This is a genomic window from Streptomyces sp. NPDC048002, assembly GCF_040653275.1.
Classification (GTDB): domain Bacteria; phylum Actinomycetota; class Actinomycetes; order Streptomycetales; family Streptomycetaceae; genus Streptomyces.
This window is the reverse complement of sequence record NZ_JBEZNL010000005.1, coordinates 105,310-129,780: the sequence shown is the minus strand read 5'-3', so window position 1 is coordinate 129,780 and position 24,471 is coordinate 105,310. Positions and strand designations below refer to the sequence as shown.

Annotated in this window: 25 protein-coding genes and 1 pseudogene; 16 read left to right on the top strand and 10 right to left on the bottom strand. The window is 70.6% G+C overall.

What is annotated here, in order from left to right; translation table 11 throughout:
- Window positions 1-120 precede the first annotated feature (120 nt).
- Both AB0E07_RS09665 and AB0E07_RS09660 read right to left on the bottom strand, forming a co-directional pair.
- A complete protein-coding gene (locus AB0E07_RS09665) occupies window positions 121-636 on the bottom strand; it encodes an NUDIX domain-containing protein (protein WP_362248316.1) in 516 nt (171 codons plus the stop codon).
- A 203-nt stretch (window positions 637-839) separates the two neighbouring features.
- Entirely contained in the window at window positions 840-1,280 is a 441-nt protein-coding gene (locus tag AB0E07_RS09660) for an excalibur calcium-binding domain-containing protein (RefSeq protein WP_362247978.1), read from the bottom strand.
- Between the two features lie 207 nt (window positions 1,281-1,487).
- Here AB0E07_RS09660 and AB0E07_RS09655 point away from each other — a divergent pair.
- Window positions 1,488-2,132: pseudogene (locus tag AB0E07_RS09655) on the top strand (HAD family hydrolase).
- A gap of 9 nt (window positions 2,133-2,141) precedes the next feature.
- Here the strand turns inward: AB0E07_RS09655 and AB0E07_RS09650 are convergent.
- Window positions 2,142-2,714 (bottom strand): helix-turn-helix domain-containing protein, encoded by a 573-nt coding sequence (locus AB0E07_RS09650; RefSeq protein ID WP_362247976.1) that lies wholly within the window; start codon window positions 2,712-2,714, stop codon window positions 2,142-2,144.
- Between the two features lie 87 nt (window positions 2,715-2,801).
- Here AB0E07_RS09650 and AB0E07_RS09645 point away from each other — a divergent pair, with 87 nt between their 5' ends.
- Entirely contained in the window at window positions 2,802-3,683 is an 882-nt protein-coding gene (locus AB0E07_RS09645) for an SDR family oxidoreductase (RefSeq protein ID WP_362247974.1), read from the top strand.
- Window positions 3,684-3,719: 36 nt separating this feature from the next.
- Here AB0E07_RS09645 and AB0E07_RS09640 read toward each other — a convergent pair whose 3' ends face one another.
- A complete protein-coding gene (locus AB0E07_RS09640; protein ID WP_362247972.1) occupies window positions 3,720-4,178 on the bottom strand; it encodes a hypothetical protein in 459 nt (152 codons plus the stop codon).
- Window positions 4,179-4,196: 18 nt separating this feature from the next.
- Window positions 4,197-5,699: a hypothetical protein gene (locus AB0E07_RS09635; protein WP_362247970.1), complete on the bottom strand. Its 1,503-nt coding sequence runs from the start codon at window positions 5,697-5,699 to the stop codon at window positions 4,197-4,199.
- A 100-nt stretch (window positions 5,700-5,799) separates the two neighbouring features.
- Here AB0E07_RS09635 and AB0E07_RS09630 point away from each other — a divergent pair, with 100 nt between their 5' ends.
- Genes AB0E07_RS09630 through AB0E07_RS09620 form a run of 3 tightly spaced genes read left to right on the top strand, consistent with a single transcriptional unit; the run spans window position 5,800 to window position 7,124 of the window.
- Window positions 5,800-6,372 carry a GNAT family N-acetyltransferase gene (locus AB0E07_RS09630; protein WP_362247968.1) on the top strand — a complete coding sequence of 191 codons (573 nt, stop codon included), beginning with the start codon at window positions 5,800-5,802 and terminating at the stop codon, window positions 6,370-6,372.
- A gap of 39 nt (window positions 6,373-6,411) precedes the next feature.
- Window positions 6,412-6,903: a DUF2975 domain-containing protein gene (locus AB0E07_RS09625; protein WP_362247966.1), complete on the top strand. Its 492-nt coding sequence runs from the start codon at window positions 6,412-6,414 to the stop codon at window positions 6,901-6,903.
- Complete coding sequence (locus AB0E07_RS09620) at window positions 6,903-7,124, top strand: helix-turn-helix transcriptional regulator (protein WP_362247964.1); 222 nt, start codon at window positions 6,903-6,905, stop codon at window positions 7,122-7,124. The genes AB0E07_RS09625 and AB0E07_RS09620 overlap by 1 nt, the downstream gene beginning before the upstream one ends.
- Window positions 7,125-7,171: 47 nt before the next feature.
- Here AB0E07_RS09620 and AB0E07_RS09615 read toward each other — a convergent pair whose 3' ends face one another.
- Window positions 7,172-7,987 (bottom strand): maleylpyruvate isomerase family mycothiol-dependent enzyme, encoded by an 816-nt coding sequence (locus AB0E07_RS09615; protein ID WP_362248314.1) that lies wholly within the window; start codon window positions 7,985-7,987, stop codon window positions 7,172-7,174.
- Between the two features lie 154 nt (window positions 7,988-8,141).
- The gene (locus AB0E07_RS09610; protein WP_362247962.1) at window positions 8,142-8,678 is read right to left on the bottom strand and encodes a DinB family protein; all 537 of its coding nucleotides are present in this window, start codon (window positions 8,676-8,678) and stop codon (window positions 8,142-8,144) included.
- 351 nt (window positions 8,679-9,029) lie between these two features.
- On the opposite strand from AB0E07_RS09610, the gene AB0E07_RS09605 reads away from it, so the two are divergent.
- From AB0E07_RS09605 to AB0E07_RS09590, 4 genes are all read left to right on the top strand, one after another.
- A complete protein-coding gene (locus AB0E07_RS09605; protein ID WP_362247960.1) occupies window positions 9,030-9,698 on the top strand; it encodes a DUF1707 domain-containing protein in 669 nt (222 codons plus the stop codon).
- A gap of 160 nt (window positions 9,699-9,858) precedes the next feature.
- Window positions 9,859-10,353 carry a DUF6083 domain-containing protein gene (locus AB0E07_RS09600; RefSeq protein ID WP_362247958.1) on the top strand — a complete coding sequence of 165 codons (495 nt, stop codon included), beginning with the start codon at window positions 9,859-9,861 and terminating at the stop codon, window positions 10,351-10,353.
- Window positions 10,354-10,430: 77 nt separating this feature from the next.
- Window positions 10,431-11,273: a hypothetical protein gene (locus AB0E07_RS09595; protein ID WP_362247956.1), complete on the top strand. Its 843-nt coding sequence runs from the start codon at window positions 10,431-10,433 to the stop codon at window positions 11,271-11,273.
- Window positions 11,274-11,365: 92 nt separating this feature from the next.
- Window positions 11,366-13,687: an ATP-binding protein gene (locus AB0E07_RS09590; RefSeq protein WP_362247954.1), complete on the top strand. Its 2,322-nt coding sequence runs from the start codon at window positions 11,366-11,368 to the stop codon at window positions 13,685-13,687.
- Here the strand turns inward: AB0E07_RS09590 and AB0E07_RS09585 are convergent.
- A complete protein-coding gene (locus AB0E07_RS09585) occupies window positions 13,645-14,112 on the bottom strand; it encodes a response regulator (protein WP_362247952.1) in 468 nt (155 codons plus the stop codon). The genes AB0E07_RS09590 and AB0E07_RS09585 overlap by 43 nt on opposite strands.
- Window positions 14,112-15,902, bottom strand: coding sequence for a SpoIIE family protein phosphatase (locus tag AB0E07_RS09580; protein WP_362247950.1), 1,791 nt, complete (start codon window positions 15,900-15,902; stop codon window positions 14,112-14,114). Before AB0E07_RS09580 ends, AB0E07_RS09585 begins: the two co-directional genes overlap by 1 nt.
- Window positions 15,903-16,116: 214 nt before the next feature.
- On the opposite strand from AB0E07_RS09580, the gene AB0E07_RS09575 reads away from it, so the two are divergent.
- The 4 genes from AB0E07_RS09575 to AB0E07_RS09560 all read left to right on the top strand — a co-directional run bounded on the left by AB0E07_RS09575 (window position 16,117) and on the right by AB0E07_RS09560 (window position 18,844).
- Window positions 16,117-16,722 carry a TerB family tellurite resistance protein gene (locus AB0E07_RS09575; RefSeq protein WP_362247948.1) on the top strand — a complete coding sequence of 202 codons (606 nt, stop codon included), beginning with the start codon at window positions 16,117-16,119 and terminating at the stop codon, window positions 16,720-16,722.
- A 196-nt stretch (window positions 16,723-16,918) separates the two neighbouring features.
- A complete protein-coding gene (locus AB0E07_RS09570) occupies window positions 16,919-17,938 on the top strand; it encodes a TerC family protein (protein ID WP_362247946.1) in 1,020 nt (339 codons plus the stop codon).
- Window positions 17,939-18,000: 62 nt separating this feature from the next.
- Window positions 18,001-18,255, top strand: a complete 255-nt coding sequence (locus AB0E07_RS09565; protein ID WP_362247945.1) for a hypothetical protein — start codon at window positions 18,001-18,003, stop codon at window positions 18,253-18,255.
- 121 nt (window positions 18,256-18,376) lie between these two features.
- Window positions 18,377-18,844 carry an SRPBCC family protein gene (locus AB0E07_RS09560; RefSeq protein WP_362247943.1) on the top strand — a complete coding sequence of 156 codons (468 nt, stop codon included), beginning with the start codon at window positions 18,377-18,379 and terminating at the stop codon, window positions 18,842-18,844.
- A gap of 318 nt (window positions 18,845-19,162) precedes the next feature.
- Here AB0E07_RS09560 and AB0E07_RS09555 read toward each other — a convergent pair whose 3' ends face one another.
- Window positions 19,163-19,780, bottom strand: a complete 618-nt coding sequence (locus AB0E07_RS09555; RefSeq protein ID WP_362247941.1) for a TetR family transcriptional regulator — start codon at window positions 19,778-19,780, stop codon at window positions 19,163-19,165.
- Between the two features lie 148 nt (window positions 19,781-19,928).
- On the opposite strand from AB0E07_RS09555, the gene AB0E07_RS09550 reads away from it, so the two are divergent.
- From AB0E07_RS09550 to AB0E07_RS09540, 3 genes are all read left to right on the top strand, one after another.
- The gene (locus tag AB0E07_RS09550; protein ID WP_362247939.1) at window positions 19,929-21,080 is read left to right on the top strand and encodes an alkane 1-monooxygenase; all 1,152 of its coding nucleotides are present in this window, start codon (window positions 19,929-19,931) and stop codon (window positions 21,078-21,080) included.
- Between the two features lie 89 nt (window positions 21,081-21,169).
- The gene (locus tag AB0E07_RS09545; RefSeq protein WP_362247937.1) at window positions 21,170-22,591 is read left to right on the top strand and encodes an MFS transporter; all 1,422 of its coding nucleotides are present in this window, start codon (window positions 21,170-21,172) and stop codon (window positions 22,589-22,591) included.
- A gap of 266 nt (window positions 22,592-22,857) precedes the next feature.
- Window positions 22,858-24,396: an MFS transporter gene (locus AB0E07_RS09540; RefSeq protein WP_362248312.1), complete on the top strand. Its 1,539-nt coding sequence runs from the start codon at window positions 22,858-22,860 to the stop codon at window positions 24,394-24,396.
- Window positions 24,397-24,471 lie beyond the last annotated feature (75 nt).

Genomic DNA, 24,471 nt, shown 5'->3' with positions numbered 1-24,471 from the left:
TGTCAGGGTGGTCGGTGTTCACACCTGTACTTGCCTAGACGCGGCGAACGGGTTCACGCCCGTGCTTTCGACGGCGGCAGCGGTGCCTGCGACCGGCTCAGTGATGCAGGACCCACTGCGTCAGGATGCCCTGCGCGGGTGGCAGGCGAGATAGCGGTCGAGGATGTCGTGGCTGTCGGGCGTGAAGGGCTGTTGCCGCATGGCCTGTTGGAGTTCGGCATCGGTCAGCCATCCGTGCCAGGCCACCTCACTTGGGTCGGGGGTACCGAGCCGAGTCGGCACGGCATCGCACACCCCGAGCCAATGGGGGCTGAACCCAACCGTGTTGAGGAACTTGAAGCGCAGGCTAACGGTCGCCCGCGCCCCCAGTTCCTCGCCGAGTTCGCGGGCGGCGGCCTCCTCATACGACTCGCCCACGGCTACCGCGCCCCCGACTCCGAGTTCGTAGTGCCCTGGGAATCGGGTCAGTTGATGGGCGCGCCGATGGACGAGGAAGCGGCCTTGTGTGTCACGGCACACCACCGTGGCGACTCGGTGAAGCCAGCCCTCCCGGACGGCTTCCCACCGGCTGACTGTCCCGAGGGCGCGGTCCTCGGCGTCGACACGTTCCACGAGTTCTTCGTCCACACCGCGCAGGATCGCAGAAGGAGCTCAGGAGTGCGTGGGGCAATGTCCCGCTCTGGTGGCCTGATTTCATCCCGGCATAACCCCGGCGAGACTTCGGGCCCACTTCGGTTTCGGCTCCGGTTTCGGCTTCGGCAGCCAGAACGCACGGTTACCAGACGCCGTTCTCGCCACCAGCGCCCGCCAGGCACCCCCACCCGGCGGGCGCGGCGACGTCAGCTGTCGCAGCCCACTCCGTCGCCGTCCCGGTCCAGGTGGCTGGCGTAGCCGGGCTCCCCGGCCAGGATGGGCGCAGCCCCTGCGGCGCGGGCCTCGGAGCAGTTGGCGTAGTAGACGCTCCCGCCGCTGCCGCCTTCGTCGTCGTTTCCGATGTCGACGGCCTCCTCGGTAACCGTCTTCGTCACCTTCACCTTGACCTCGACGGTCTCGGTGACGGTGGGTGCCGGCTCGGGGGAAGCGGTCATGGTGGCGGTGACCGTGGCGGTGGGCTGTGCGCTCTTGACCGCGACGGCTTTGCCTTCCTCGGCGGGCTGTTCACCACCACCCGCAGCCATGCCGATGCCGAAAGCGACGAAGAGAGCGGGCAGCACATAGCGCTTGCGTGCCCATCTCGGGGCGGGTCTGGCAGGCTGCGGCACGGTGAACGGATTGGTCATTGGCCCCCCAAGGCTGGATGAGGCGTTGACGGTAGCTGCGTTCGGAGGATGCTCGGGCGGTTTCAGCAACGCAGCAATCCTTTTGTGACCCAATGAGCGGGCTCGTCCCCGCCCATGACGCCCCGGGCGGGACGCCGCCGGTCGCACGGTGAGGGCGACCACTTTCGGGCCCGCCGCACTCCAGGACGGCAGGTAGGGTCAGTGATCGTGAAACTCGCTCTGTTCGACCTGGACGGCACCCTGGTCGACCGCGCCGCGGCGTACCCCGAGGCCATAACCACCCTGAGTCATGACCACGGGTACGGGCCGGACATCGAGGCGTGGCTGCTCGCGGAACTGGCGGACCACGCCGAACGGTCCGATTTCGAGCGGCTTCGCTCCGCCTTCCCCCTCAGGGAGAGCGCCGACCACCTGTGGCGCGTGTACGTCGACCGCATGGCCAACGCGGTCACCTGCCGGCCGGCCGTCCTGGACAGCCTGGCCCGGCTCTAGGACGCCGGCTGGAGCGTCGGCGTCGCCACGAACGGGGCCAGTGACGTCCAGCGGGCCAAGGTCCGCGCCACCGGCCTCGCCGACCTGATCGACGGTATCGCCGCGTCCGGCGACATCGACGTCCGCAAACCCGACCGGCGCCTCTTCGAACTGGCCGCCGCACGGTGCGGCACGCAACTCACCCCCGGTGACTGGATGACGGGCGACAACCCCGCATCGGACATCGCCGGAGGCCACGACGCGGGACTGCGTACGATCTGGGTCCGCGGCCGCGCCTGGCCGGACGGGCTGACGACGCCCCACCACACGGTGGATGACGTCATCCACGCCGTCGACTACCTGCTCGCCAACTCCGAGTAGGACTCGCCGTCACCCCAACGAGGCGCTGGCCGCCCGTAGTTCGCCCAGGGCCTTCAGGGCGTACCCCGCGAGTTCGTCGTCACGGTCGCCCTCGGACCATTCGGCGTACCCCCGTTTGAAGGCCAGGACTCCCAACTCGCCCGCCAGGGCCGCGATCGGATCGGAGACACCCCGCGCGACCAGCGCGGTCGTCATGGCGGCGGCGAGACTGACGCTCTTGAGAGCGTCGCGTTCCTGGAGTTCGGCACTGGCGGCGACGGCCGCCTTCAGGCGGGGCGCCAGTTCGCGGCTCATCGGGCCCATGGCGCCGGACGCGCGCTCCAGACCGGCGGCGACCGCCTCCAGCGGGCTGGCGTCGGCGGGAGCGTCGGCGATCCCCTCGCTCAGCAGTCGGCTCAGCGTCTCCTGCCCGGCCACCAGCAGCTCGCGCTTGTCGGGGAAGTGCCGGAAGAAGGTGCTCTTGGTGACTCCGGCGCGCTCGGCGATCTGCGCGACCGTCGTGGCGTCGTACCCCTGCTCGGTGAACAGGTCGACGGCGGCCACGACAAGGCGTTCGCGTGCGCCTGGTTCCCATCTGCCCATGGCCACCATTCTAGGTGATGGGACTCTTGTCCCATCACTGCGGTAGAGTGATGGGACAAGAGTCCCATCACCTTTCGGGAGTTCTCCATGCGCGTCTTCGTCACCGGCGGCACCGGACTGATCGGTTCCGCCGTCGTCGCCGAACTGCTCGACCACGGTCACACCGTCCTCGCCCTCACCCGCTCCGACACCTCCGCCCAGGCCGTGGAGGCGGCAGGCGCCGAGCCCCTCCGGGGAGCCCTCGCCGATCTGGACACTCTTCGCGCCGGCACCGCCCAGGCCGACGGGGTGATCCACCTCGCGTTCAACCACGACTTCAGCAGCGCGGACGCTCTCACCAAGTCGGTGGCGGAGGAGAGCGCCGCCCTCGAAGCCCTCGGCGAGGCCCTCGTCGGCAGCGGACGCCCCCTCGTGACCTGCTCGGGTACGCCGTACGTACCCGGCCGCGCGTCCACCGAGGCGGACCCGTTGATGACCGAGGGGCCACTCGGCGGCCGCGCCACTGCGGTCACGTCGATTCTGGACCTGGCCTCGCGCGGGGTGCGCAGCAGCGCCGTGCGCCTCCCGCGCACGGTGCACCACCACGGCTCCGGCGGATTCGCCGGCCTCCTCACCGACATCGCGCGCCGGACCGGCCTCTCCGGCTACCCCGGCGACGGCACACAGCGCTGGCCGGCCGTGCACGCGCTCGACGCGGCGGCGCTCTTCCGGCTCGCCCTGGAGCACGCAGAAGCGGGTACGGCCTGGCATGCCGTGGGCGACGAGGGTGACCAGGTGCGCGACATCGCCGCCGTCATCGGGCGACGGCTGGGCCTGCCGGTCGAATCGGTACCGGCGGAGAGCTTCGGTCCGCTCGGGCAGATCTTCGCGAGCGATCAGCCCTCGTCCAGCGCGTACACGCGGCAGACGCTCGGCTGGGAGCCCAAGCACCTGAGCCTTCTGGAGGACCTGGAGAACATCCAACCCTGACGTCCAGCGGGCGGCCTCCAGTGTGCGACCGCCCCGTCAGCCGCCGAGCGCGGCGGAGGGTGCGTCCCCGTCCTGGGCCTGTCGGGCTCGCTCGGCGAGCACTGCGGCCAGGTCGCGAACCGCGTCCTCGTCGAGTCCCCCCTCGTCCATGGCACCCGCCTGGGTCCACAACAACGTCGTCCCGACCCTGGTCTGGGTCACGGCTCCGGGTTCGCCGTCGAAGCCGTACGTCCCGAATCGGGCGTCACGCTCGTCGCCGATCGGGCCGATGTCGAAGTTCTTGGCACGCAGCCCGGCCCGGTCGGCGTAGTAGCCGTCCCAGAGGACGTCGTACGCCTGGCGGGCGGCCTCTTCGCTGTCGTAGGCGGTGATCAGAAAGGTGACGACGGCGGTCCTGTCATCGCGCTGGAAGGTCGAAGCGCCGAAGAAGCGGGAGTCCTCGCACCCCACGTTGCCCTTGATGGGGCAGGCCTGCGAACGGTAGAGCTCGTCCATCACAACGGCCGTGGCCCGTCAGTGCCGTACCGCCCTCGGCCCGGGGGTGGCGCCGTCCTCCCGGTGGCCGAGGAGTACGTGCATGCGGGCAACAGGGAGCGAGGGGTTGGCCGCGGCGCCCTCCGCGGTACGGGGGTCGGTGAGGAGGGATTCGAGGGTGTCCGGTGTGAGGGCGGGGTTGGCGGCGGCTGCTCGTCGTACGGTCGCGTCCGGGTCGGTCAGCGGAGGTTCCCGGAGGGCGGGGTCGGCTGCGGCCAGGGCGCGTACGGCCGGGTCGGGGTGCCCTGCGAGGTGGGCGGTCCCGGTGCGGGGGAACGCGGGCAGGGTCAGCAGGTGCGGGCGGTGGGCCGGGCGGCTGACGAAGACGTCCAGGAGGAGGCGGGGCGGGGCCAGCGGGTGGTGGCAGGCCAGCCGGACCCTTACCTCCTCGTCCTCGTCCTGCGCCAGATCCCCGACGAGTTGCGCGGGCAGGCCGGGCCGGCTTGCCGCGACACGGCGCAGCACGGGTTCCTCGGACGCCGCGCAGGTGATGTACCAGTCGGATGGCGGGGCGGTGACGGGCCTTGTGATCGGGCAGGTGCAGTCGAGGCCATGCCCCACTACCCACTTGACTGCTTCGAACTCGGCCCAGGTACGGATGGAGGGGTGGAGGCGGGCGAGCAGGCGCACACCGCCATCCGGATCCTTGCTCAACCGCGCCGCCGCCTCCGGATCCAAGTCGGGCCGGGCGGCGACCAGTCGGCGGATCTCCGCGTCGGGGTTTCGGGCGAGCCGGGCCAGGACGTGGGCTGGGGTGTATCGGTTGCGGGCCAGCGGTGGCAGGTCGCCTTCTGCGAAGCACTGCTCGACGACCGCGGGTGTCAGGGGGGAGGTGGCGAGCACGAACCATCGGTTGCGTGGCGCGAGGGACGGCAGGATGGCCGCCACCTGCTGCGGGTCCAGCCTGCGGCTGCCGCTGTGGGCCGCTTCGCGCACGGTGGGGTCGGGGTCGTCGAGGAGCATCGTGCGCTGTGCGGGGGTGAGGGACAGCCACTGGTGGGCCGCGTACAGACGCAGGGCGGGGTGGTCGTGACCGGCCACGTCCCGGGGGAAGGAAGCGGGGACCTGTCGGGAGGACCACAGCTCCCCGGCGATCTCCTGTGCGGTGACCCGGCCGTCCTCGCCTCCGTCCTGCGCGGTGAGGAAGGTGACGAGGATGTCGGTCGGCAGGGGGCGGACCCAACGGGGCTGGTGCCGGGTGCCGCCGGCGAGTTGCGCGCGGACGAGCCCTGAGGGGTCTGATGCGAGGGGAGCCAGTCGTGCGGGGTCGACGCGCAGGTTGCAGGCGAGGGCGCGGCGGATCCGCACGCTCGGGTGGCGCAGGGCCGCTTCCAGTGCCGCGTCGGGCAGATCGCGGCCCTCACACATCGCCAGAGCGGCCTCACCGGCCCCGTCGTCCAGGAGACGTATCAGCACCTCGGCAGGTGCCGCCGCGTTGAAGGCGACGCCACGGAGCCACAGTTCACGCAGGGAGTCGGACACCACGTCATCCTGCCAGCACCCACCTCCCGCTCGGGGCCGAGACCCCGTCGCCTTTCCTGTTCACCGCAGGTGTGGAGCGCGGAGACGATTCAATGTGCACATGAATGATCTTGGTTCAGTCGACTGGCCACCCGCCCCGCTCAGCACCAGCCGGCTCGTGCTGCGTGCCTCCCAGGCCCGGGATCGTCCGACGTTCATCGAACTGCTGGCGTCGCCGGAGGTGCACACCTACCTCGGCGGACCCCGACCGCGAGACGTACTGGGGCGTGAACTGCCCGCGGTGCCCGAGGCGCGGCCCGGGAGCTTTGTCGTCGAACTCCAGGGGGCGATGATCGGCCTGATCCTGCTCCGGAGAGTGCCGAAGTCCGGTCGGCCGGCCGCCGCGGGGAAGGTCGATCTCGGCTATCTGTTCCTGCCCCGGGCCTGGGGATACGGGTACGCCACCGAGGCGTGCGCGGCGGCCCTGGACTGGTTCGACAACATCCTCCCCGGCGAGCCGGTCGTGCTGCACACCCAGACGGCCAACTCCGCCTCGACGCGCCTCGCGGCGAAGCTGGGCTTCACCGAAACGGAACGTTTCCACGCATGGGATGCGGAGCAGTGGCTCGGCACTCGCCCTCCAGCCGCACCACGCCCCGCCCACCCACTTGCGCCACCTATCGAATCTCGATAGATTCCCATCGCAATTCGATGGATGGAGGAGTGAGGAGCTATGGGCAAGCTGACCGTGCGTGCGCTGCGCGCCGTGCTGGGGGTGGTGCTCCTCGGCACCGGATTGGTTCAGGCCCTCATGGCGTGGACGCTGGCCAGTGGCAACGATCCGGAGGACGGAACCCTCCCCCTGACCGCACTGCGCCTCATCACCATCCTCGGCATGGTCTCGGTCCAGGTCGCCGTCGTCTGCGTGTGGAAGCTGGTGACGATGGTGCGCCGCGGAACGGTGTTCTCGCACGCCGCCTTCCGGTACGTGGACGGAGTGATCGGCGCGATCACCGGGGCCGCCCTCGTATGGTTCGCCGTCACGGCCGTCAACACACCCGGCCAACGCGAGGACCCCGGCGTCACCGTCATCATGGCCGGCATCGGCGTGGCCGTCCTCGGGGTCGCGCTCCTCGTACTCGTACTGCGGACGCTGCTCGCCCAAGCCGTCGCCCGCGACGCCGAAGCGGCCCGGATGCAGGCCGAGCTGGACGTGGTGATCTGATGCCGATCGTCGTCGACATCGACGTGATGCTGGCCCGGCGCAAGATGTCCGTGGGTGAACTCTCGGAGCGGGTGGGAATCACCCCGGCGAATCTCGCGGTCCTGAAGAACGGCCGAGCCAAGGCCGTGCGCTTCGCGACCCTCGCCGCGCTCTGCGAGGTCCTCACCTGCCAGCCCGGCGATCTGCTCCGCTGGGAAGCCGAGGAACCGTCAGCCGACTGACGGGGACGCCCAGTCGGCCCGGCCCCGTGAAACCGACCGCGCGTAGCTCAGGGCGCCTCGAACTGCATGGGGAATCGGGGCGCGAGCCAGGGCTTGCGGCCCCAGGCCAGGACGCCTCCGCGCGCCATGGCCCGCCAGGGGCCCAACCGGCCCAGGGCGATGAGGAGAAAGACGACCGGCTCGGTGAGGATCGTGCAGTCCGAACGCTCGGGCGGGCCGGGGAGAACCTCCACCGCGCCCTCGGTGAACGTCACGCCGAAGGCCACGCCACCCCGGACGCGCAAGGTGTAGCGCGCCGTCAGCTTCGACGCCGCCCCGGCGATACGCGGCATGGCGGTCTGAAGGAACGGCATGCACAACTCGACCCGCGCGGCGTCGATCATGTGCGGGCGTCGGACGGCGCGGGCGAGATCGTACCCGTGGCCCAGCATGTGGGTCAGCAGATACGCGGCGAGGACGTCCTGGCTCATGGGCCCCAGTGGGGTCACCAGCGTCCGCCCCGCAGTCCCCTCCACGTCGGCCCGTTCCGCCGCCGTCAGGAACCGCTCGGCCTGCTCCACGATCATCGCCGCCAGGGGCGCGGCCCCGCGCTCGGGGAACTGCGCGAGGCTCTGCTCGTTGGCCGGGGCGATGCTCTGCGGTGTGCCGTCCCCGTACGGGCGTTCCTCACCCGCCGCGAGATCGGCCATCAAGGTGTTGGCCATGGCCAGATGGGCCGCCGTCTCACCGACGGTCCACTCCAGCCCCGGCACCGGACGGCTCGTGTCCGTCACGCCGTCCAGGAGTGCGGCGATGGCCCCGGCGCTCTCGCGTATCGCCCGGCCAAGCCCCTCCGGCAGACAGTCCTTGGCCTGCGCCTGCATGTCCCGCTCCACGCCGCCGCTCTCCCTCACACCCACGCGATCACACCGATGGCCCGGCGAACAGAACCAGACCCACCCGCCCCGAGGCAAGAGCTTGGCGGCAACGTTCGCCTCGCACGAGGGGCATGACCTGGGGCGCCGCGGGGCGCGCGGTTCAGGCGCCGGGGGCGCAGACGAGGTAGCCGTCGACGCGGGTGAGCCAGTCGGATACGGGGTCGGGCGGGAGCGCGTGGCCGAGGCTTTCGGCGCGGACCTCGCCGATCCACTGGTCGTGCTGGTACTCGTGGTTGACGAGTGCGAGCAGCAAATGGTTCGCCACGACGGCCAGTTGGTCGGGGGCGCCGACCCTGCCGGAGGCGATGTCGCCCATGCGGGCGTGGACGCGCTCGGCGACGGTGTCACGGAAGGCGGTGAGCCGTTCGACGGTCGGCAGCGCGCCGCGGAACTTCTCCGGGTTCGCCGAGTCCATGATCCCGTCCAGTTCGGGGTCGGGGCTGGGCTCGGCCGCGGTGAGGTTGCGGATCATGAAGTGGGCTACGTGGGCCTGGTGGCCCAGGTGCCAGCCGATGGCGCTGGAGTCCTCGTGCGGGCGCCAGGTGACCTCGTCGGGGCTGAGGTCCTTCCACAGCTGGTCGGTGTAGGCGCGGGCCCGGTCGTACTCACGCAGCAGGGCGTTGATGTCGTGCGTCATGGGCGGCGGCCGATGCTCAGATACGCCATGGTTGTGCCTTACGTGACTTGATCCGCTGGGATGGTGCGCTGCGGTGAGGTGAGGTGCGCAACGCGCCTGCCAAGTTAGGCACTCGGGCCGAGCTCCGGTAGAGGTTCTCACCGGATCGGACCACAGCCGGGTTTCGGGTGGGGTTGTTGTCCCGGCCGTGCGGGTCTCGGCATGATGGAAGTCCCACACCGTGCGTCGGCGCTGCGCCGGACCTGTTCGCGAGGCGGCCCGACGGGACGTGTATCGCGATATAGCGCTAACCTTCCCTGTGCGCCAACGACCGTGTCGCGCAGAGACCTCCGACAGGACCGGGACGGAAACATGCCGGGAGAGACGCCACCCGCCGGAAGCCACGCCGTCCCCGGCTCACCCCCCGATCTGCGGGCCTCCCACGCGGACCGGGACCGGACGGTGGACGTGCTGCGGATCGCGGCCGGGGACGGCCTGCTGACGGCGGACGAGCTGGACGAACGCCTGGAAGCCGCCCTGTCCGCCCGCACCCTGAGCGAACTGGCCCTCCTCACAGCCGACTTGCCGAACATCCCGGTCACCACTGACGGCACCGCGGCGCAGGCGGCCGAGGTCAAGGACGTCGTCCGGATCGAGCAGGTCTTCAGCGGTGCCATCGAGCGAACCGGTCGCTGGGTGCTGCCGCGACGGCTGGAGCTGGCCGTGAGTTGGTGCGACGTCACCCTCGACCTCACCGAAGCCGTGATCACGCAGAACACGCTGCGCATCGACGTGGAGATGACGGGCAAGACCCTGACGCTGATCACCAGGCCCGGCATCGAGGTCGACACCGACGGCCTGGTGAGGGCGCACTGCAAGCTCAAGCACCGCGGCAGGTCTACGCCCACGCATACCCCGACCGTCCTGCGGGTCGAACTCGTCGGCCAGAAGGCCCACGGCAAGGTGACGGTCCGGCCCTCGCGACGCAGCTTCGGGCAGTGGCTCCTGCGCAGGCCGCCATCCCTTCCGGCAGGATCCTGACCGCTGAGGGTCGTGACGCTCCGGCCAAGGTCAATGTGGCGGAGGTGGACCACAGTCGCCCGTAGAGGTGTCCGTCGTCCCTGGACATCACGCCCGGCGCGGGTGTTGTGCCCGATTCGCGCTCTATCCGTGCGGCCGCGCGCTGCGGAACGTGGACGCTATGGGGGATTTCGACGCAGGGCCGTTACTGCCGAAGCAGCAGCCGGGCGAGTCGGATGCGGCGTACTGGGGGCGGGTGGAGCGCCTGACGGACCGGGTGCAGGCGTGGGAGGAGGGGGCCGACGCGCCGCCTCCCCCGGCTCCGCCGGTGTGTCCGGAGTGCGGGCTCGCCGCGGAGAGGGTGCCGACGCGGTCGAACGCCTGGTTGTTGCTGGAGGTGTTGGATCCGGGGCCGGAGGTCCCGGCGCACCTGGTGCCGCCGTTCTTCCGCTGGCTCGTCTCGGACGACGGTGTGGCCTGGTGTCCGGGCGATGCCGAGCCGACGCCGGGCGCCAGGTGCCGGATTCCGCACCGTCTGGTGTGCCCGGGGCTCGACTGGTCGCAGCCGTGGTCGTGGCTGGGTGACGTACGGGAGGTGAACGCCCACCGAGCGCAGGACCTGTACAACCCACCGCGCCGTCCGGACCTCGACGGCTCGGAAGCCACCAGCGCCTAGGTCGCACTGGTTCCCGTGCGTTCCACGGACGGCGTTGCGCTCGGCCGAGGGGTGGGTGGGGCGTCTAGGGTCGGCGCGTGGCACAGCCCGATCAGCGCGCCGAGGGCGCGGGACCCTTCACCACCCGCCTGACCTGGCGCCCGCCCGGCGGTGGTACCGCCGTATGGGAGTCCCGGCCGGCCCGGCGTCAGGGACTCATCGCCCTCTCGCCGCCCGGAGCGGACGCCCCGCACTACGCGAGTGCCGACGACATCGCCCTGACCCGGCTGCGCAGGCTCAACGCCATCGCCGCCACGGCGTTCATCATGGGCGGGGCCCTCTTCGCGGCCGGTGCCGCCGTCGCCCAGTTCGGTTCCGGCGACGCCCTCACCTCCGCCTCGATCTACTTCGCCGGCGGGCTGTTCTTCAATACCGGCGGCTATGTGTCCCTGCTCCAGGTCGTCAACGCCCCACGCCACCGGCCCGGAGGGGAGGGCACGCTGGTCACCCAGGGGTGGCGGTGGTGGAGTTACGAGCCGGGGCGGGTCGACTGGCTCAGCGCGTTCGTGCTGTTCGCGGGCACCCTGGTGTTCGCCGTCGACCTGCTCGACTCCTTCCTGCACGGCCTGAGCGTGCAGCAGGTCAATCGGCTGGTCTGGGCCCCTGATGTGATCGGGTGCCTGCTCTTCCTGATCTCCGGTCATCTCGGGTTCGTCGAGATCTGCCACGGCCGGCCGCGCCTGTTGTGGCGCAGCCTCGGCTGGTGGATCGTGGCCGTCAACCAGCTCGGCTCCGTCCTGTTCATGGTCTCGGCGATCGCCGCGTACACCCGTCCCGCCACCGGGAGCCTGATCAACGCCGACATCTCCAACTGGGCCACCCTCACCGGTGCCCTCTGCTTCTCCGTGGCCGGGGTGCTCCAGCATTACGAACGGCCCTGAGCCGGCACCATCCGCCCAGGTCACGCCCTTGGCCGTGGTTAGCCAACCTTGCGGGACCGCGCTATATTTCGCCGCTTACGGCGGAGGGAAACATGCACGTGGACGACGAGTGGCTGTCACCGAGGGCCCGCCTCGCCGAGGCATCCGTGTCCGGCGAGTTCGACCTGTCGGTCTGTGTGCGCGAACAGATCCACCTGCTGGGCGGTGTGCAGTCCCACGGCACGCTCCTCGCCGTCGATCCGGAATCGGGGCTCGTCGACACGGCGGCGGACAACACGCGGGCGCTGCTCGGTGTCGCCGCGTCCGACCTCGTCGGGCGTCCCGTGACGGCCGTTCTCCCGGCCGAGGACTGGGCGGAGGCCCTTGCCGCCGTCGGCCCGGACGGCAGCCCGGCGGTCTGCCTGCCGGTCATGGCAGGCGCTGAGGGCACGACGCCCTTCGACCTGTCCGTGCACCGTCGGGGCGGGCTGGTGCTGGCCGAGTTCGAACCGCGCGAGGAAGACGACACGGATCGCCATGGTGCCTTCTACGAGCGGGTGCGCCGGGCGCTGAGTCGGCTCAGGGCGGCGACGACGGTCGAGGAGTGCTGTCAGGCCGCCGTCGCCGAGGTGCGGGCTCTCACCGGGCTCGATCGCGTCGTCGCGTACCGCTTCGACGGGTTCAACGGTCCCGGCGAGGTCATCGCCGAGTCCGTCCGGGACGGTTGGGAGCCCTGGCTGGGCCTGTGGTTCCCGGCCTCCGACATTCCTCCGCAGGCGCGACGCCTGTACGAGGAGAACTGGATCCGGGTGATCTCCGACGTCGACGACTCGACGGCCCGGCTGTGTCCGGCCGTGCGGGAGGCGACGTCGACGGCGCTGGATCTCTCCGGGTCCGTGCTGCGTACGGTGTCCGAGTTCCATCTGGAGTACCTGCGCAACATCGGTGTGGGTTCCTCGATGTCCGTGTCGCTCCTGCGGGACGGGAGGCTGTGGGGGCTGATCGCCTGCCACGGGGCCGAGCCCACCCGGGTCCCGCCCCCGGTGCGGTCGGCGTGCGAACTCTTCGGTACCGCCTTCTCGATGCAGTTGTCGGCGATCGAGGAGCGCGAACGCGCCGATGCGCTGGAGCGGGCCGGATCGGAAGCGGCCGCCGTCGCCGAACTCCTTGAGGGCGACATCGACGCCTCCCTCATGCGGCACGGAGCCGCCGTCCGCGACCTCGTCGGTGCCGAGGGCATCCTCCTGGTGCGCGGCGGCCGGGCCTCGGTGTCGGGGCTGGACGTCTCCGAGGCGCTGATCCGTACGCTCGGGCGTTGCACGGCGCGGGCGGCCGGGGCGGGGCTGTGGTCGACGGACCGGCTGGAGGAGTTCCTGGCGGACGAGGAGGGTGAGGATCCCGCGGACGCGGGCGCGGCCGCCGGCGTCCTGCTGGTGCCCCTCGGTGACGACGGGGACTTCCTGGCCTGGCTGCGCACGGAGCGCCCGCAGCCCCGGGAATGGGCGGCGGACCCGTCGCGGCCCGTGATCGTGGGTGCGCAGGGAGAGCGCCTGACGCCGCGTGGCTCGGGTGCCGTGTTCCGGTCCCTGATCAAGGGGCGCAGCCAGCCGTGGAGCCGGCATGCCGAGGCCGCCGCGGCCGAGATCCGGCGGATGCTGACGGGGTTGGTGCTGCGGCACGTCGACGAGTTGAGCGTGCTCAACGAAGAACTGCGGATGATCAATCTGGACCTGGATTCGTTCGCCCATGTCACGGCCCATGACCTGAAGGAACCGCTGCGGGGCATCGCCAACGCCGCGACGTTCACGCTGGAGGACGCCGCCGACCGGCTGGACGCGGTCAGTGTGCGCCGGCTGCGGACGGTGCGCAGGCTCGCGACCCGGATGGACGATCTGCTCAACTCGCTTCTCCACTATGCCCGCACGGGCCGCGGCGGGCTGCGCCGCGAGGAGACACCGCTGCGGGGAATCGTCGACTCCGCTCTGGAGGTGGCGGGCCCCCGCCTGGAGGAGGAGGGCGTCCGCGTCCTGCTGCCGTCGCGTCTGCCGCTGGTCGACGCCGATCCGGAGAGCGTCTACGAGATCCTGGTGAACCTGCTGGTGAACGCGGCCAAGTACGCGGCCGACCGGCCGGACCGCACGGTGGAGATCGCCGTGGAGGAGCGGGTGCCGCCGGGTGCGTCCGTGCCGGAGCCCGCCGTGGTGGTCCGGGACAACGGCATCGGCATCGCGGCGGACCGGCAGGAGGAGGTGTTCGGCCTCTTCCGTCGGCTGCACGCGCCCAGCGAGCGCGGCGGCGGCACCGGCGTCGGCCTGGCCATCGTCAAGCGCATCGTGGAACGCCACGGCGGTCGGCTGTGGCTCACCAGCGCGCCGGGAGAGGGAACGGCGTTCTACTTCACGCTCGGCCCCGGCAGTCTCCCGCCGGGCGGCTGACGCCGGGACTGCTGCCAGTAGTCGACGGCGCCCTTGAGGACCGTCCGGAACAGCTCGAAGTTGAGTGGCTTGTAGATGTAGCTGTCGGCGCCCGCCGCGTAGCACGCCTCGACCTCGGCGGGTGCGGTGGACGAGGTGAACACCACCACCGTCACCTCCGCCAGCTCCGGCTGTGCCCTGATCGCCTTCAGCAGCGCGTACCCGCCTATGCCGGGCATGTTGAGGTCGAGGAGGATGATCGCGGGTACCTCGGCCGCGGCCAGCAGCCGGTCGAGGAGTTCCTCCCCGTTGGTGACGAACTCCAGCTTGAGCTGCGGATGGGTCTGGGACAGGGCCCGCTGTACGGCCTCGGCGTCCTCCTGCGAGTCCTCGACGACCAGCAGCCGGCCGGCGTCGAGGCGCTTGCCGGGCGGGTGTTCCTGCATCAGTTCGGTCCTCTCACCTTCGCCACCAGCACAGCGGTGTCGTCGTCACCTTGGGCTCGGAAGCCGGCCGCCGCCGCTACCAGTTCCGCCGCGGCCCGCTCTCCGGATGCGGCGAATTTGGCCACTTCGTCGAAGAGATGGACCTCGAAGTGAGTGCCGTCCAGCGACCGTGCCTCGGTCAGCCCGTCGGTGAACAGGACCAGCGCGTCCCCTTCCTCCAGGCGGAGGCGCACGGAACGGTAGTCGGTCTCCGGAATCACTCCGAGCAGCGCGCCCCGGGCCGGGACCTCCGTCACCTGCCCGCCCGCACCGCGCAGCAGTGGCCACGGGTGCCCGGCCCCCGCGATCTCGGCCGTCCAACCCCCGGCCTCCGGGGTGAGCACGGCCACCAGCGCGGTCAGGAACCGTGACGCGCTCTCGGCGGTCAGAGCCTGGTTGAGCCGGGACAGCGCGTGCCCTGGAGGCGTCCCGTCCTCCAGGAGCGTGCGCAGGGTGTACCGGGCCAGCGCCGTGGCGGCCGCGGCTTCCGCGCCGCGTCCGCACACGTCGCCGATGACGAGGGCGACCCGCTCACCGGAGCGGACGACGTCGTAGAAGTCGCCTCCGACGTCCAGGCTGGCGTCGCCCACGTGGTAGGCGGCGCTCAGTTCCAGTCCCTCGGTCTTCGGCAACGCGCGCGGGAGAAGGTGCTGTTGCAGCAGGTGGACGTGTTGCCGCCGCTGCTCGTACAGGGTGGTCGTGTCGATGGCGAGGGCCGCGCGGGTGGCGAGGTCGTCGAGCATGCGCAGGTCCGTGACACCAGCGCTCTCCCGCTCGTACCAGAACGTCAGCGTCCCGAGGACGCGTCCGCGGGCCCGCAAGGGACTGACGCTGACCGCGCCCACCGCCGCCCCGAATCCGCTGTCCACGTGGCCCCCGAAGGGACCGCCGGCCAGGTCGGCCCCCCGGAGCAGCAGGCCCTCCCGGCCCATCGCGCCGCGCTCCAGGACCGTCCGCAGCCATGGGTCGCCGCTCACCGCGTCGGCCAGCCACTCCTGTGCGCGGGCCGAGACGTGGGCGACTGCGACGGGTTCGAGCGAGCCGTTCGTTCTGAGCAGGTGCACGGCACACCCCTCGGCCACCGCGGGCACCGCGAGCCGGGCCACCCGGTGCAGGGTCTCCCGTGCGTCGAGGCTGGTGTCCAGCTGGAGCGAGGCCTCCGCGAGGAACGCGTCGCGGGCGTTGCGGCGTTCGTTCTCCCGGACCTCCAGAATGCGCTGGTTTCCGGTCCGGAGAACGTCCGCGACCTGCGTCAGCTGCTCCCCGAAGCGGTCGGCTTCAGGCTCGCGGGGCTGTTCGGCGAGGCCCAGCCAGAGCCCGGCCGAGTCCCGGTCTGCGAGCGGGAACACGCATTCCACGGCCCACCGCGCCCCCGCCGCGCGCAGGACCGTGCCAGGGAGGTCCCCCTGTGGTCCGGAGGCGTCGAGGTCGAGCAGCAGGGCCCGGGGCGCCGCGCTCCCCGCGATGACGGGTGGGCACACCGGGGCGCCCGGCCAGTCGTCCGAGGAGGCGAGCCAGGTCACCGCCTCCTCCTGTCCCGGGCACATCCGCCGCATGTACAGCGGGCCGCTGTCGTCCCACCGCGCTCCGGCCACCGCGACCACGCCCGGCAGCCGGACGAGCGTGCGGTACACCGTCTCGGCGACCCCTGTGACGTCCCGCACTTCCGCGGTGGCCTCACACCACAGCAGGTGGAGCGCCCTCCACCACCAGTCCGGCGCATCGCAGGTCAGGCCTTCGTCAGCACTCACCCGTCAGACTCCATGCACAGATGGTACGGGCCCGTCCCGCATCCTCTCCAAGGTCATTCATGGCCTTGTAATCGCAGTTCATGCATGGGATGCCGCATGCGTTCGGCAGGCTCGACGGTGCCACGGCCCGGCGATGGAATGGGACGGAACCTTCGCGGGCAACGGAGCGTTCACAGGGAGAGATCACTCAGTTTCGAGCACCGAGGTGGCATCGATGGCACTGTTCGACCGGCTCAAGGAGCAGGCCAAGAGCTTGCAGCAGCAGGCTCAGGGCGGGCAGGGTGCCCGCGGCGGGCACAGCGCTGCGCCGCACGGCAGCTCCCCCTACGGCGGCGCCCCGCACGGCGGCTCCGGGCACGGTGGCTCTCGCAGCGGTGGCTCCCGCGCGCAGTTGGTGGGTCTGCTGAAGAACCAGCTCGGTTCGATCAAGACGGAGCTGAAGAGCGGTGCGTACCGGGACGCGAGCATGGCGATGTGCGCGCTGGTCGCGGCGGCCGACGGCCAGGTGGACGCGAGCGAGATCCAGCAGATGGAGTCGATGATCCTCGGCAACGAGGTGCTCCAGAACTTCCCGCCGGAGCAGCTGCGCCAGCGTTTCCACAAGCACGTCGACCAGCTCACGCGGAACTTCGCCCACGGCAAGGCCGAGGCCCTCCAGGACATCGCCAAGGCCGCCAAGAAGCCGACCGAGGCGCGGGCGGTCGTGCAGACCGGCATGGTCATCGCCGGCGCCGACGGGCACTTCTCGCAGGCCGAGGTGATGGTCCTGCACGAGGCGTGCGCGGCCCTGGGCTTGTCCCCGGCGGAGTTCCAGCTCTGACGCGAGCGCGCTGACACTGCCGGGAGACCGGCCGCGCCCAGGGGGCGCCATCCGCGGATCGGCCGCGGATGGCGCCCCTTTGCGCAAAGGTGCGGGTAGCGCCGTTCCGGGCTGCTCTGCGCGACAGGCACCGCCGGGTACGTCAGACTCTAAGGAAGGCAGACCGCCGGCCAACCGCACGCAGAGGGGCTCGGCCGTGCATGATGTGCCGCTGTGGCTGTGGATCGTGTTCATCGGCCTTGTGCTGGTGTCCTTGCTCATCGATCTGCTGGCGCATCGACAGGCCCATGTGATCGGCTTCCGCGAGGCAGCCGCCTGGAGCTGCGTCTGGGTCGGACTCGCGATCGTCTTCGGTCTCGTGGTGTTCCTGGTCGTCGGAACGACCGCCGGCGTCGAGTACACGACCGCCTGGCTGCTGGAGAAGAGCCTCTCGGTCGACAACCTCTTCGTCTTCGCCCTGATCTTCGGCTACTTCAAGGTGCCCCGCGCCTACCAGCACCGCGTGCTGTTCCTGGGCGTCATGGGTGCGCTGGTGTTCCGCGGCATCTTCCTGGCCGCCGGTGTGGCGGTGGTCAGCCGTTTCACCGCCGTGCTGTTCGCCTTCGCCGCCATCCTCTTCTACAGCGCGTACAAGATCCTCAAGGAGGAGGACGACAGCTTCGACCCCGGCAAGAGCATCGCCGTCAAGCTGCTGCGCAAGGTCATTCCCGTACGGGACGAGTACGCGGGCACCCACTTCTTCGTCAGGGAGGCCGGCCGGCTCGTCGCCACCCCGCTGCTGGCCGTCGTCGCCGCCATCGAGGCCGCCGACCTGGTGTTCGCCGTCGACAGCGTCCCCGCCGTGCTCGCCGTCAGCAACGACACCTTCATCGTCTACACCAGCAACGCCTTCGCCATTCTGGGTCTGCGCGCGCTGTACTTCATGCTTGCGGGCTTGCTCGACCGCTTCCACTACCTCAGCAAGGGCCTGGCGCTGATCCTCGCCTTCATCGGGGTCAAACTCGTCCTCCAGGCGGCTCACGAGACCATCAGCACGTCCGTCCCCGAGATCCCCTCGCTCGTCAGCCTGGCCGTCATCTCGACGATCCTCGCCGCATCGGTCGCGCTCAGCCTGTTGCGCCCACCGCCCGACCACGGCAAGGGCGTCGCGGCCGACTCGGGCGAGGCCGACCCCGCGCAACCGGACGACCCGCACGGAACCACTGGGTCCACATAGCGGGGCAAGCTGAAGCGGAAAGAGGCATTCAAAAACGGGCAAAGCGGGCGTAAAGTTCTGTTATGAGCAGCGAGCAGAAAACTCAGGCACCCCCGCCCGCGTCCACGACCACGACCTCCGGATACACCTGCCGCTCATGCGGGCAGCAGGTGGACGCCGTAGTGGAACGGCACAAGACCATGGGCGTCTACGTACCCCGCTGGACCGCGGGGCCCTGCCACAATCCGCGGTGCAACGAATGCGTGCCGGAACAGGTCCCCATCACATCGATCCGCAGCAGCGTCTGGGAGCAGGCCACCGGCTGGACCCGCCGCTGAACCAGGGACGCCCGCCACCAGCCGCCGCCAGTGTGCATCCGCCGGCGCAGGACAGCAGGAACAGGCACCGACGGGTCCTGCAACGAGGACCCGCGTCCGGTCTGCCGCTGCGGAGGCTCTCATGATGGAAGTCGAGAGAACGATAGTCCTGAACCATGGGCTCACCGAGGTGGTCGACTTCCTCGCGGACTTCTCGAATGCCGAACTCTGGGATCCCGGGACCGTGAGCTGCCGCCCGCTCGGCCACGGCGGCGAACCGGCCGTCGGATCGGAGTGGCTCAACGTCTCGGAGTTCCGCGGGCGGCGCACCCAGCTGCGGTACCGGCTGATCAGGCGCGACCGCCGCCGCCTGATCTTCGAGGGCCGCAACAGAACAGCCACGACCACGGACGACATGCGCTTCGAGGAGAGTCCGACCGGCACCGTGCTGAGCTACCGGGCACGCCTCACCTTCCACGGCCTGGCCCGCCTGGTCGCTCCCCTCCTCCGCCGCGAATTCCAGCGGCTCGCCGACGAGGTCGCGGCCAGCCTGCCTGACGCGCTCGACCGCGCCCTCACGCGCCCAGAGCCCGGCGAAGGCGGGGCGTGACGACCGGGGCCACGCGACCAGCGACGGCAGCGCCGACCCCGATTTGTGGACAATGCGGTCACGCCTCGCGAAGGGAACCGACCGGCGGGTCCGGCTCCCGCTCATACAGCTTCTTGACAATCATGCGTGCTCCCGGGGATCCGGCGTCAGCCGCGCAAAGGGCAGGGAGTCACTTCCAGGGCTGAAGCGCCTCGGTCATTACAGAGACTTCGCCGCATCAAGGTCGCCCGGATGCTCGTATCGACAGAAAAAGCAACAATGCACCCTCGCTGCGATCTTGATCCCGTCCCAGGGAAGCCGGAATGAGCCCCGGAGAAGTCAGACAGGCCCCAGGACCGCGTAGGCGGCCCGCGCCACACGGGCGGCCGCGGCATCGCCCTCCGACGACGGCAACAGCATGTGGCTCAGAGTGAGACGGACGGCGACATCCGCGGCCTCCGCTCGCCGCGCGCTCGGGCACTCCTCGGCCACGACGTCGAGCCAGGCGGTGACCAGGCTTCGCGCCTGGGAGAAGACCGGCTCCGGGCGGCTCGTGAGGAAGGGCAGGAGTGCGTCGGTGCCGCCACGGGCCGCCGTGACGACCGCGCCGATGAAGGGATTCGTCCTCGCCTCGCCCAGCGTGTGAGCGACCGCCGCATGCAGCCCCGCCGCCACGTCGCCGCCGTTACCCTCCAGGACGCCGCCGACACCCGCGAGGAACCTGTCGGTCTCCCTGAGGACCAAGGCCCGGCCGACGCCGGCCCGGTCGCCGAACTCCGCGTAGATGGAGGGCCGCGACACTTCGGCGCGCCGCGCGAGGTCGGCCACCCGGACCGCGTCCCAGCCCGACAGCGAAGCGAGCAGCCATGCCTCGTCCAGTACGCGCGCCCGCATCTGCCTGCGCCAGGCGACACGCGGCGGGTCCGGCGGACCGGCAGGCACCGGCTCAGTGTTCACACGCCCCCTCCCGAGGTTGACGTGACGATCAGTCAGAACGTTTACACAGCGCCGCCTTTGTCAGCAACCCCGCGTGGTGCCACGCTCGTTGCCGCGCCGGCGCCCGCCATCGAACCGGCGCCGCTCCCGGACGAGTCAGGAGAATGCCGTGCCCGGAACACCCCCTCAAGCCCTGGCCCCATGGCGGGACAGGAGGCGGCACCTGTGGCCGCTCGCCCTGGCCGTCCCCACGCTCCCCTTCCAGTCGGGCCTGCTCGTGGAACTGACGGACCTCGCGGTCTTCTGGTGGTGGGGGCCGTTCTTCGCGTTCGTCCTGCTGCCCACTCTCGACCAGTTGCTCGGTCCGGACGCCTCGAACCCACCCGACGAAGCCATGAAGGGCCTCGAAGCGGACCGCTACTACCGGTGGTGCACCTTCCTCTATCTACCGCTGCAATACGGCGCGTTGGCCTGGGCCTGCGCCAAGTGGGCCGACGGCGGCCTGACCGCCGCCGAGGCACTGGGGCTGGCCGCCGGCACCGGGGTGGTGGCCGGGGTCGCGATCAACACGGCGCACGAACTGGGCCACAAGCGCGAGACCCTGGAGCGGCAGCTCAGCCGGATCGCACTCGCGCAATCCGGGTACGGCCACTTCTACGTGGAGCACAATCACGGCCACCACATCCGGGTGGCCACCCCCGACGACCCGGCGAGTTCACGTATGGGCGAGGGCTTCTGGCGCTTCCTGCCCCGCGCCGTCCTGGGAAGTCTCCGCTCGGCCTGGCACCTGGAGAAGCGCCGGCTGAATCGCCGGAACCGGCCCGTGTGGGGACGGCACAACGACGTCCTGACCGGCTGGGCGATGACCGTGGTCCTGTTCAGCGCGTTGACCGCCGCATTCGGCTGGGTCGTGCTGCCCTACCTGCTCCTGCAAGCCGTCCTCGGCATCTGCCTGCTGGAGACGGTCAACTACCTCGAACACTACGGGCTGTTGAGGCAACGGCGACCGGACGGGCGGTACGAACGCGTCAGGCCGTCCCACAGTTGGAACAGCAACAACACGCTCAGCAATCTCTTCCTCTTCCAGCTCCAGCGTCACTCCGATCACCACGCGAACCCGCTGCGCCGGTACCAGACGCTCCGGCACTTCGACGAGGCTCCGCAACTGCCCGCCGGGTACGCGACCATGATCGTGCTCGCCTGGGTTCCGCCCCTGTGGCGCAGGGTGATGGACCCACGGCTCCTCAAGCACTACGGCGGCGACAGCGGCCTGGTCAACCCGCGTATCGCGGGGCGCGCCCGCAACGTACGGGCTCGATGACGGCCCTGGCCGCCAGGTCCCGCGCGATCGTGTCGCCGTAGGGGCCCCGCGATGCCACCATGAAGAGGGGCCGGAAACCGAGGTGGGCGATGAGGGCTCCTTCCAGAAACCGCGCCTCGCATGGCACAGGGCTGTTCAGCGGCCGGGACCGGGCCGTCATCACGGCTGCGGCGCTGTCCATGCTGCTCGTGCAGATGGACTGGTTCGCCCTCAACCTCACGCTTCCGGTGATCGCTCGGGACTTCGGCGAGCCGACCACCGATCTCCAGTGGCTGGTCAGCGGCTACATGCTCACCCTGGGCGCCTTCATGATCACCGGAGGGCGGGTGGCCGACGTCCATGGCCGTCGGCGGACGCTCGTCTGCGGTCTGGTCGGCTTCGGAGCCGTCTCGGTGTTCTGCGGCCTGGCACCGTCCACCGGGTGGCTCGTCGCGGGACGCGTCGTCCAGGGCGTGACCGCGGCCTTCATCTTCCCCGTCGCCGTAGCGGTCGTCACAGGCTACTTCCGGGACGACCGGCAGGGCAGAGCCGTCGGCACCGTGCTGGCCTTCAGCGCCGTGGGCACGGCCCTGGGTCCGTTCGTGGGCGGGACGCTCGCCGAACACGTCAGCTGGCGGGCCGTGTTCTACCTCAACGTGCCGATCTGCGCGGCCGCCGCGTTCCTGATGCTCCGTCATGTCCCGGAGACCCGCGACACCGAGGCATCGGGACGCCTCGACCTTCCCGGCGCGGCCTCGATCGCCGGCGGCCTGACGCTGATCATGCTCGGCGTGGACCAGGGCGGCAGTTGGGGCTGGTCCTCCCCCGCCACACTGGTCTGCTTCCTCGCCGGAGTCGCCTTGCTGGCCCTCTTCGCCCGGATCGAACGGCGCAGCGCGGAACCGCTGCTCGACCTCGGTCTGTTGCGCAACGGCCCGTTCGTGACCATCACTCTCGCCGGTTCCCTGTCCAACGTCGTCTACTGCCTGGTCGCCGTCTTCTCGGCGCTCTACCTCCAGCAGGCGCGGGGCCTGTCGCCCTTCACCGCCGGGCTGATCTTCCTCGCGCTCTCCGTCGGTGCGGGGACCGCCAGTTACGCCTCCGGGCACCTGGCTCACCGGTGGCGGCCCGAAGTGCTGATGGCCCTCGCCATGTTCCTCAGCAGCACCGCACTGCTCGTACTCACCTGGTCCACGCCGCTCGGTCTGTACGTGGTGGTCTTCGCGGTGGTCGGTGCCGGTCTGGGCCTCGGCTGGGCCCTGACGAACGTCGCCACCCAGTCCTACGTACCCGAGACGCGTCTCGCCGCCGCGTCGGGGTTCGTCCTCACCTCCCTCGTCCTGCTCGGTGCGCTGGCCGTCGCGGTCGCGTCGACCGTGCTGGAGGCGCTCAGCGGTTCGGCGTCCCGCGCGGCCTCCGACGGCTCGGCCATCGAGATGGTGCTGCGCGTCGCGGCTCTCCTCGCCCTGCTCGGGGGCGCTCTGTTGCTCCGCCTGGTCCGTGGGCAACCCGGAAACCCCGTGGGAGACTGACCAGTTCGGGAGGCTTCCAGGCAAGTACCGGTGTGCGGGCGCGTCTTGAAGACCTCCGCCCGCCCGAGGGCTGTCCACCGCCGACTCCGCTTGACAGCTCGTAGCCGGTACGGTTCACCGACCCCCCACCCGGAAGGAGAAGGCCCAACGCTGCGGGCTCGGCCCTACGGGCGCAGACTGGGAAGGTGAGTGACACACACATCGGGCGTGGTGACACCACGCCCGCGCCTCGTTCGGCGCATCAGCAGACGCTGGCACTCGCGGCCATGATGTTCGCGGTCGCGATGACGTTCATCGATCAGACCATCGTCTCCATCGCCGCCCCGGACATCGTGCGGGAACTGGGCCTGACATCCTCCGGAATGCAGTGGGTGATCAACGCCTATCTGCTGGCCCTGGCCGCGTTCTTCGCCGTGGGCGGGCGCTTGGCGGACCTGTACGGCCCGCGCCGGATCGTCGTCGTCGGCACCCTAGTCTTCGTCATCTCCTCGGTGATGTGCGGCTGTGTCCCCAAGGGTGACGCGGCGCAGGGCTGGCTCATCGGGTTCCGGGCCGTCCAGGGCATCGGCGCGGCGCTGCTGTTCCCCGCCGCGCTGGCGGTGGTCGTGGCGGTGTTCCCGCCCGAGCGGCGCGGACGTGCGCTGGCCCTGTTCTTCGGGCTGTCCGGTGCCCTGACCGCCGTCGGCCCGCTGCTCGGCGGCTGGCTCACGGCGGCATGGACGTGGCGCGCGGTGTTCTGGGTCAACGTGCCGGTCGCCGTGGTGGCACTGGTACTGACCGCGATGGCGCACATCACCGACCGCAAACGGACCGGCACCCTCGACTTCGTCGGCGCCGCCCTGATGGCCGTCGGCATGGGCCTGAGCGTGCTCGGCTTCCAGCAGGCGTACACCTGGGGTTGGGACAGCCCCGCCACCTGGCTCTGCATCGTCGGCGGCCTCGCGGTCCTCGCCTACTTCGTCCATTACGAGCGCGGCGTGCGCCACCCCTTGGTCGACCTGCGGGTCTTCAAGGACAAGGGTTTCGCGGTGGATGCCGCGGTGCTGTTCTTCGCGATGCTCGCGTTCGTCCCGCTGTTCTTCTTCGCCTCCGTGTACGCCCAGGTCTCCCTCAGCGCCTCCCCCAACCAGGCCGCGCTGTTCCTGCTGTACGTCTTCGCAGGTTTCGCCCTCGCCTCGCAGTGGGGCGGGCGGATCCTCGACAACCGGGGCGCCCGTCCGGCACTGAAGATGGGCGGCATCGTGGGCTGCGTCGGATTCGCCCTGTGGGCGGGCGAGCTGACCAACCTGTCCATGCACGACCAGTGGCTGTACGCGGCCCTGGCCGGGGCGGGCATCGGCTTCATCCTGGCCCCGGCCTCCACGGACGCCGTCAACCGGGCGATCGGCCCGTCCTACGGCGAGGTCACGGGCATCACGCAGACCGTACGCAACTACGCGGCGAGTGTGGGCATGGCCGTCTTCGGCACGATGCTCACGCACGTCACGCGGTCGAACGTGACCAGCACGCTGGAGTCGCGGGGCATGTCGGCCGAGCAGGCCCTGGACACCGCCCACAGCGTCAGCAGCTCCATCACGGGCAGTGGCGACGCCAGCCCGCCCTCGGGCACCGGGCCGGCCGCGGACCAGATGCGGGAGATCGTCAGCGCGGTCCGCATGGACTTCGCCGAGGCGAACCAGTGGGTGTTCTACGGCATGGCCGTCGCCCTGGGCATCGCGTTCCTGTTCGCGCTGCTCCACCCGGGTGGCACGCCGGCGTCCTCCGCCGAGGAGCGGCAGGAGCAGGCCTCCACGCCGAGCGGCTGACGATTCGCCACCGCCGTCCGCAGCACGCACGCCTCCACACCGAGCGCCGGCCGTCGCCACCGCCGCCCGTCCGCC

Bases quoted from the DNA above. Each gene is read 5' to 3' on its own strand.
- AB0E07_RS09660 (WP_362247978.1), bottom strand. From the start codon at position 1,280: ATGACCAATCCGTTCACCGTGCCGCAGCCTGCCAGACCCGCCCCGAGA.
- AB0E07_RS09650 (WP_362247976.1), bottom strand. From the start codon at position 2,714: ATGGGCAGATGGGAACCAGGCGCACGCGAACGCCTTGTCGTGGCCGCC.
- AB0E07_RS09645 (WP_362247974.1), top strand. From the start codon at position 2,802: ATGCGCGTCTTCGTCACCGGCGGCACCGGACTGATCGGTTCCGCCGTC.
- AB0E07_RS09640 (WP_362247972.1), bottom strand. From the start codon at position 4,178: ATGGACGAGCTCTACCGTTCGCAGGCCTGCCCCATCAAGGGCAACGTG.
- AB0E07_RS09630 (WP_362247968.1), top strand. From the start codon at position 5,800: ATGAATGATCTTGGTTCAGTCGACTGGCCACCCGCCCCGCTCAGCACC.
- AB0E07_RS09625 (WP_362247966.1), top strand. From the start codon at position 6,412: ATGGGCAAGCTGACCGTGCGTGCGCTGCGCGCCGTGCTGGGGGTGGTG.
- AB0E07_RS09620 (WP_362247964.1), top strand. From the start codon at position 6,903: ATGCCGATCGTCGTCGACATCGACGTGATGCTGGCCCGGCGCAAGATG.
- AB0E07_RS09615 (WP_362248314.1), bottom strand. From the start codon at position 7,987: ATGCAGGCGCAGGCCAAGGACTGTCTGCCGGAGGGGCTTGGCCGGGCG.
- AB0E07_RS09610 (WP_362247962.1), bottom strand. From the start codon at position 8,678: ATGACGCACGACATCAACGCCCTGCTGCGTGAGTACGACCGGGCCCGC.
- AB0E07_RS09605 (WP_362247960.1), top strand. From the start codon at position 9,030: ATGCCGGGAGAGACGCCACCCGCCGGAAGCCACGCCGTCCCCGGCTCA.
- AB0E07_RS09600 (WP_362247958.1), top strand. From the start codon at position 9,859: ATGGGGGATTTCGACGCAGGGCCGTTACTGCCGAAGCAGCAGCCGGGC.
- AB0E07_RS09590 (WP_362247954.1), top strand. From the start codon at position 11,366: ATGCACGTGGACGACGAGTGGCTGTCACCGAGGGCCCGCCTCGCCGAG.
- AB0E07_RS09585 (WP_362247952.1), bottom strand. From the start codon at position 14,112: ATGCAGGAACACCCGCCCGGCAAGCGCCTCGACGCCGGCCGGCTGCTG.
- AB0E07_RS09575 (WP_362247948.1), top strand. From the start codon at position 16,117: ATGGCACTGTTCGACCGGCTCAAGGAGCAGGCCAAGAGCTTGCAGCAG.
- AB0E07_RS09565 (WP_362247945.1), top strand. From the start codon at position 18,001: ATGAGCAGCGAGCAGAAAACTCAGGCACCCCCGCCCGCGTCCACGACC.
- AB0E07_RS09560 (WP_362247943.1), top strand. From the start codon at position 18,377: ATGATGGAAGTCGAGAGAACGATAGTCCTGAACCATGGGCTCACCGAG.
- AB0E07_RS09545 (WP_362247937.1), top strand. From the start codon at position 21,170: ATGAGGGCTCCTTCCAGAAACCGCGCCTCGCATGGCACAGGGCTGTTC.
- AB0E07_RS09540 (WP_362248312.1), top strand. From the start codon at position 22,858: ATGATGTTCGCGGTCGCGATGACGTTCATCGATCAGACCATCGTCTCC.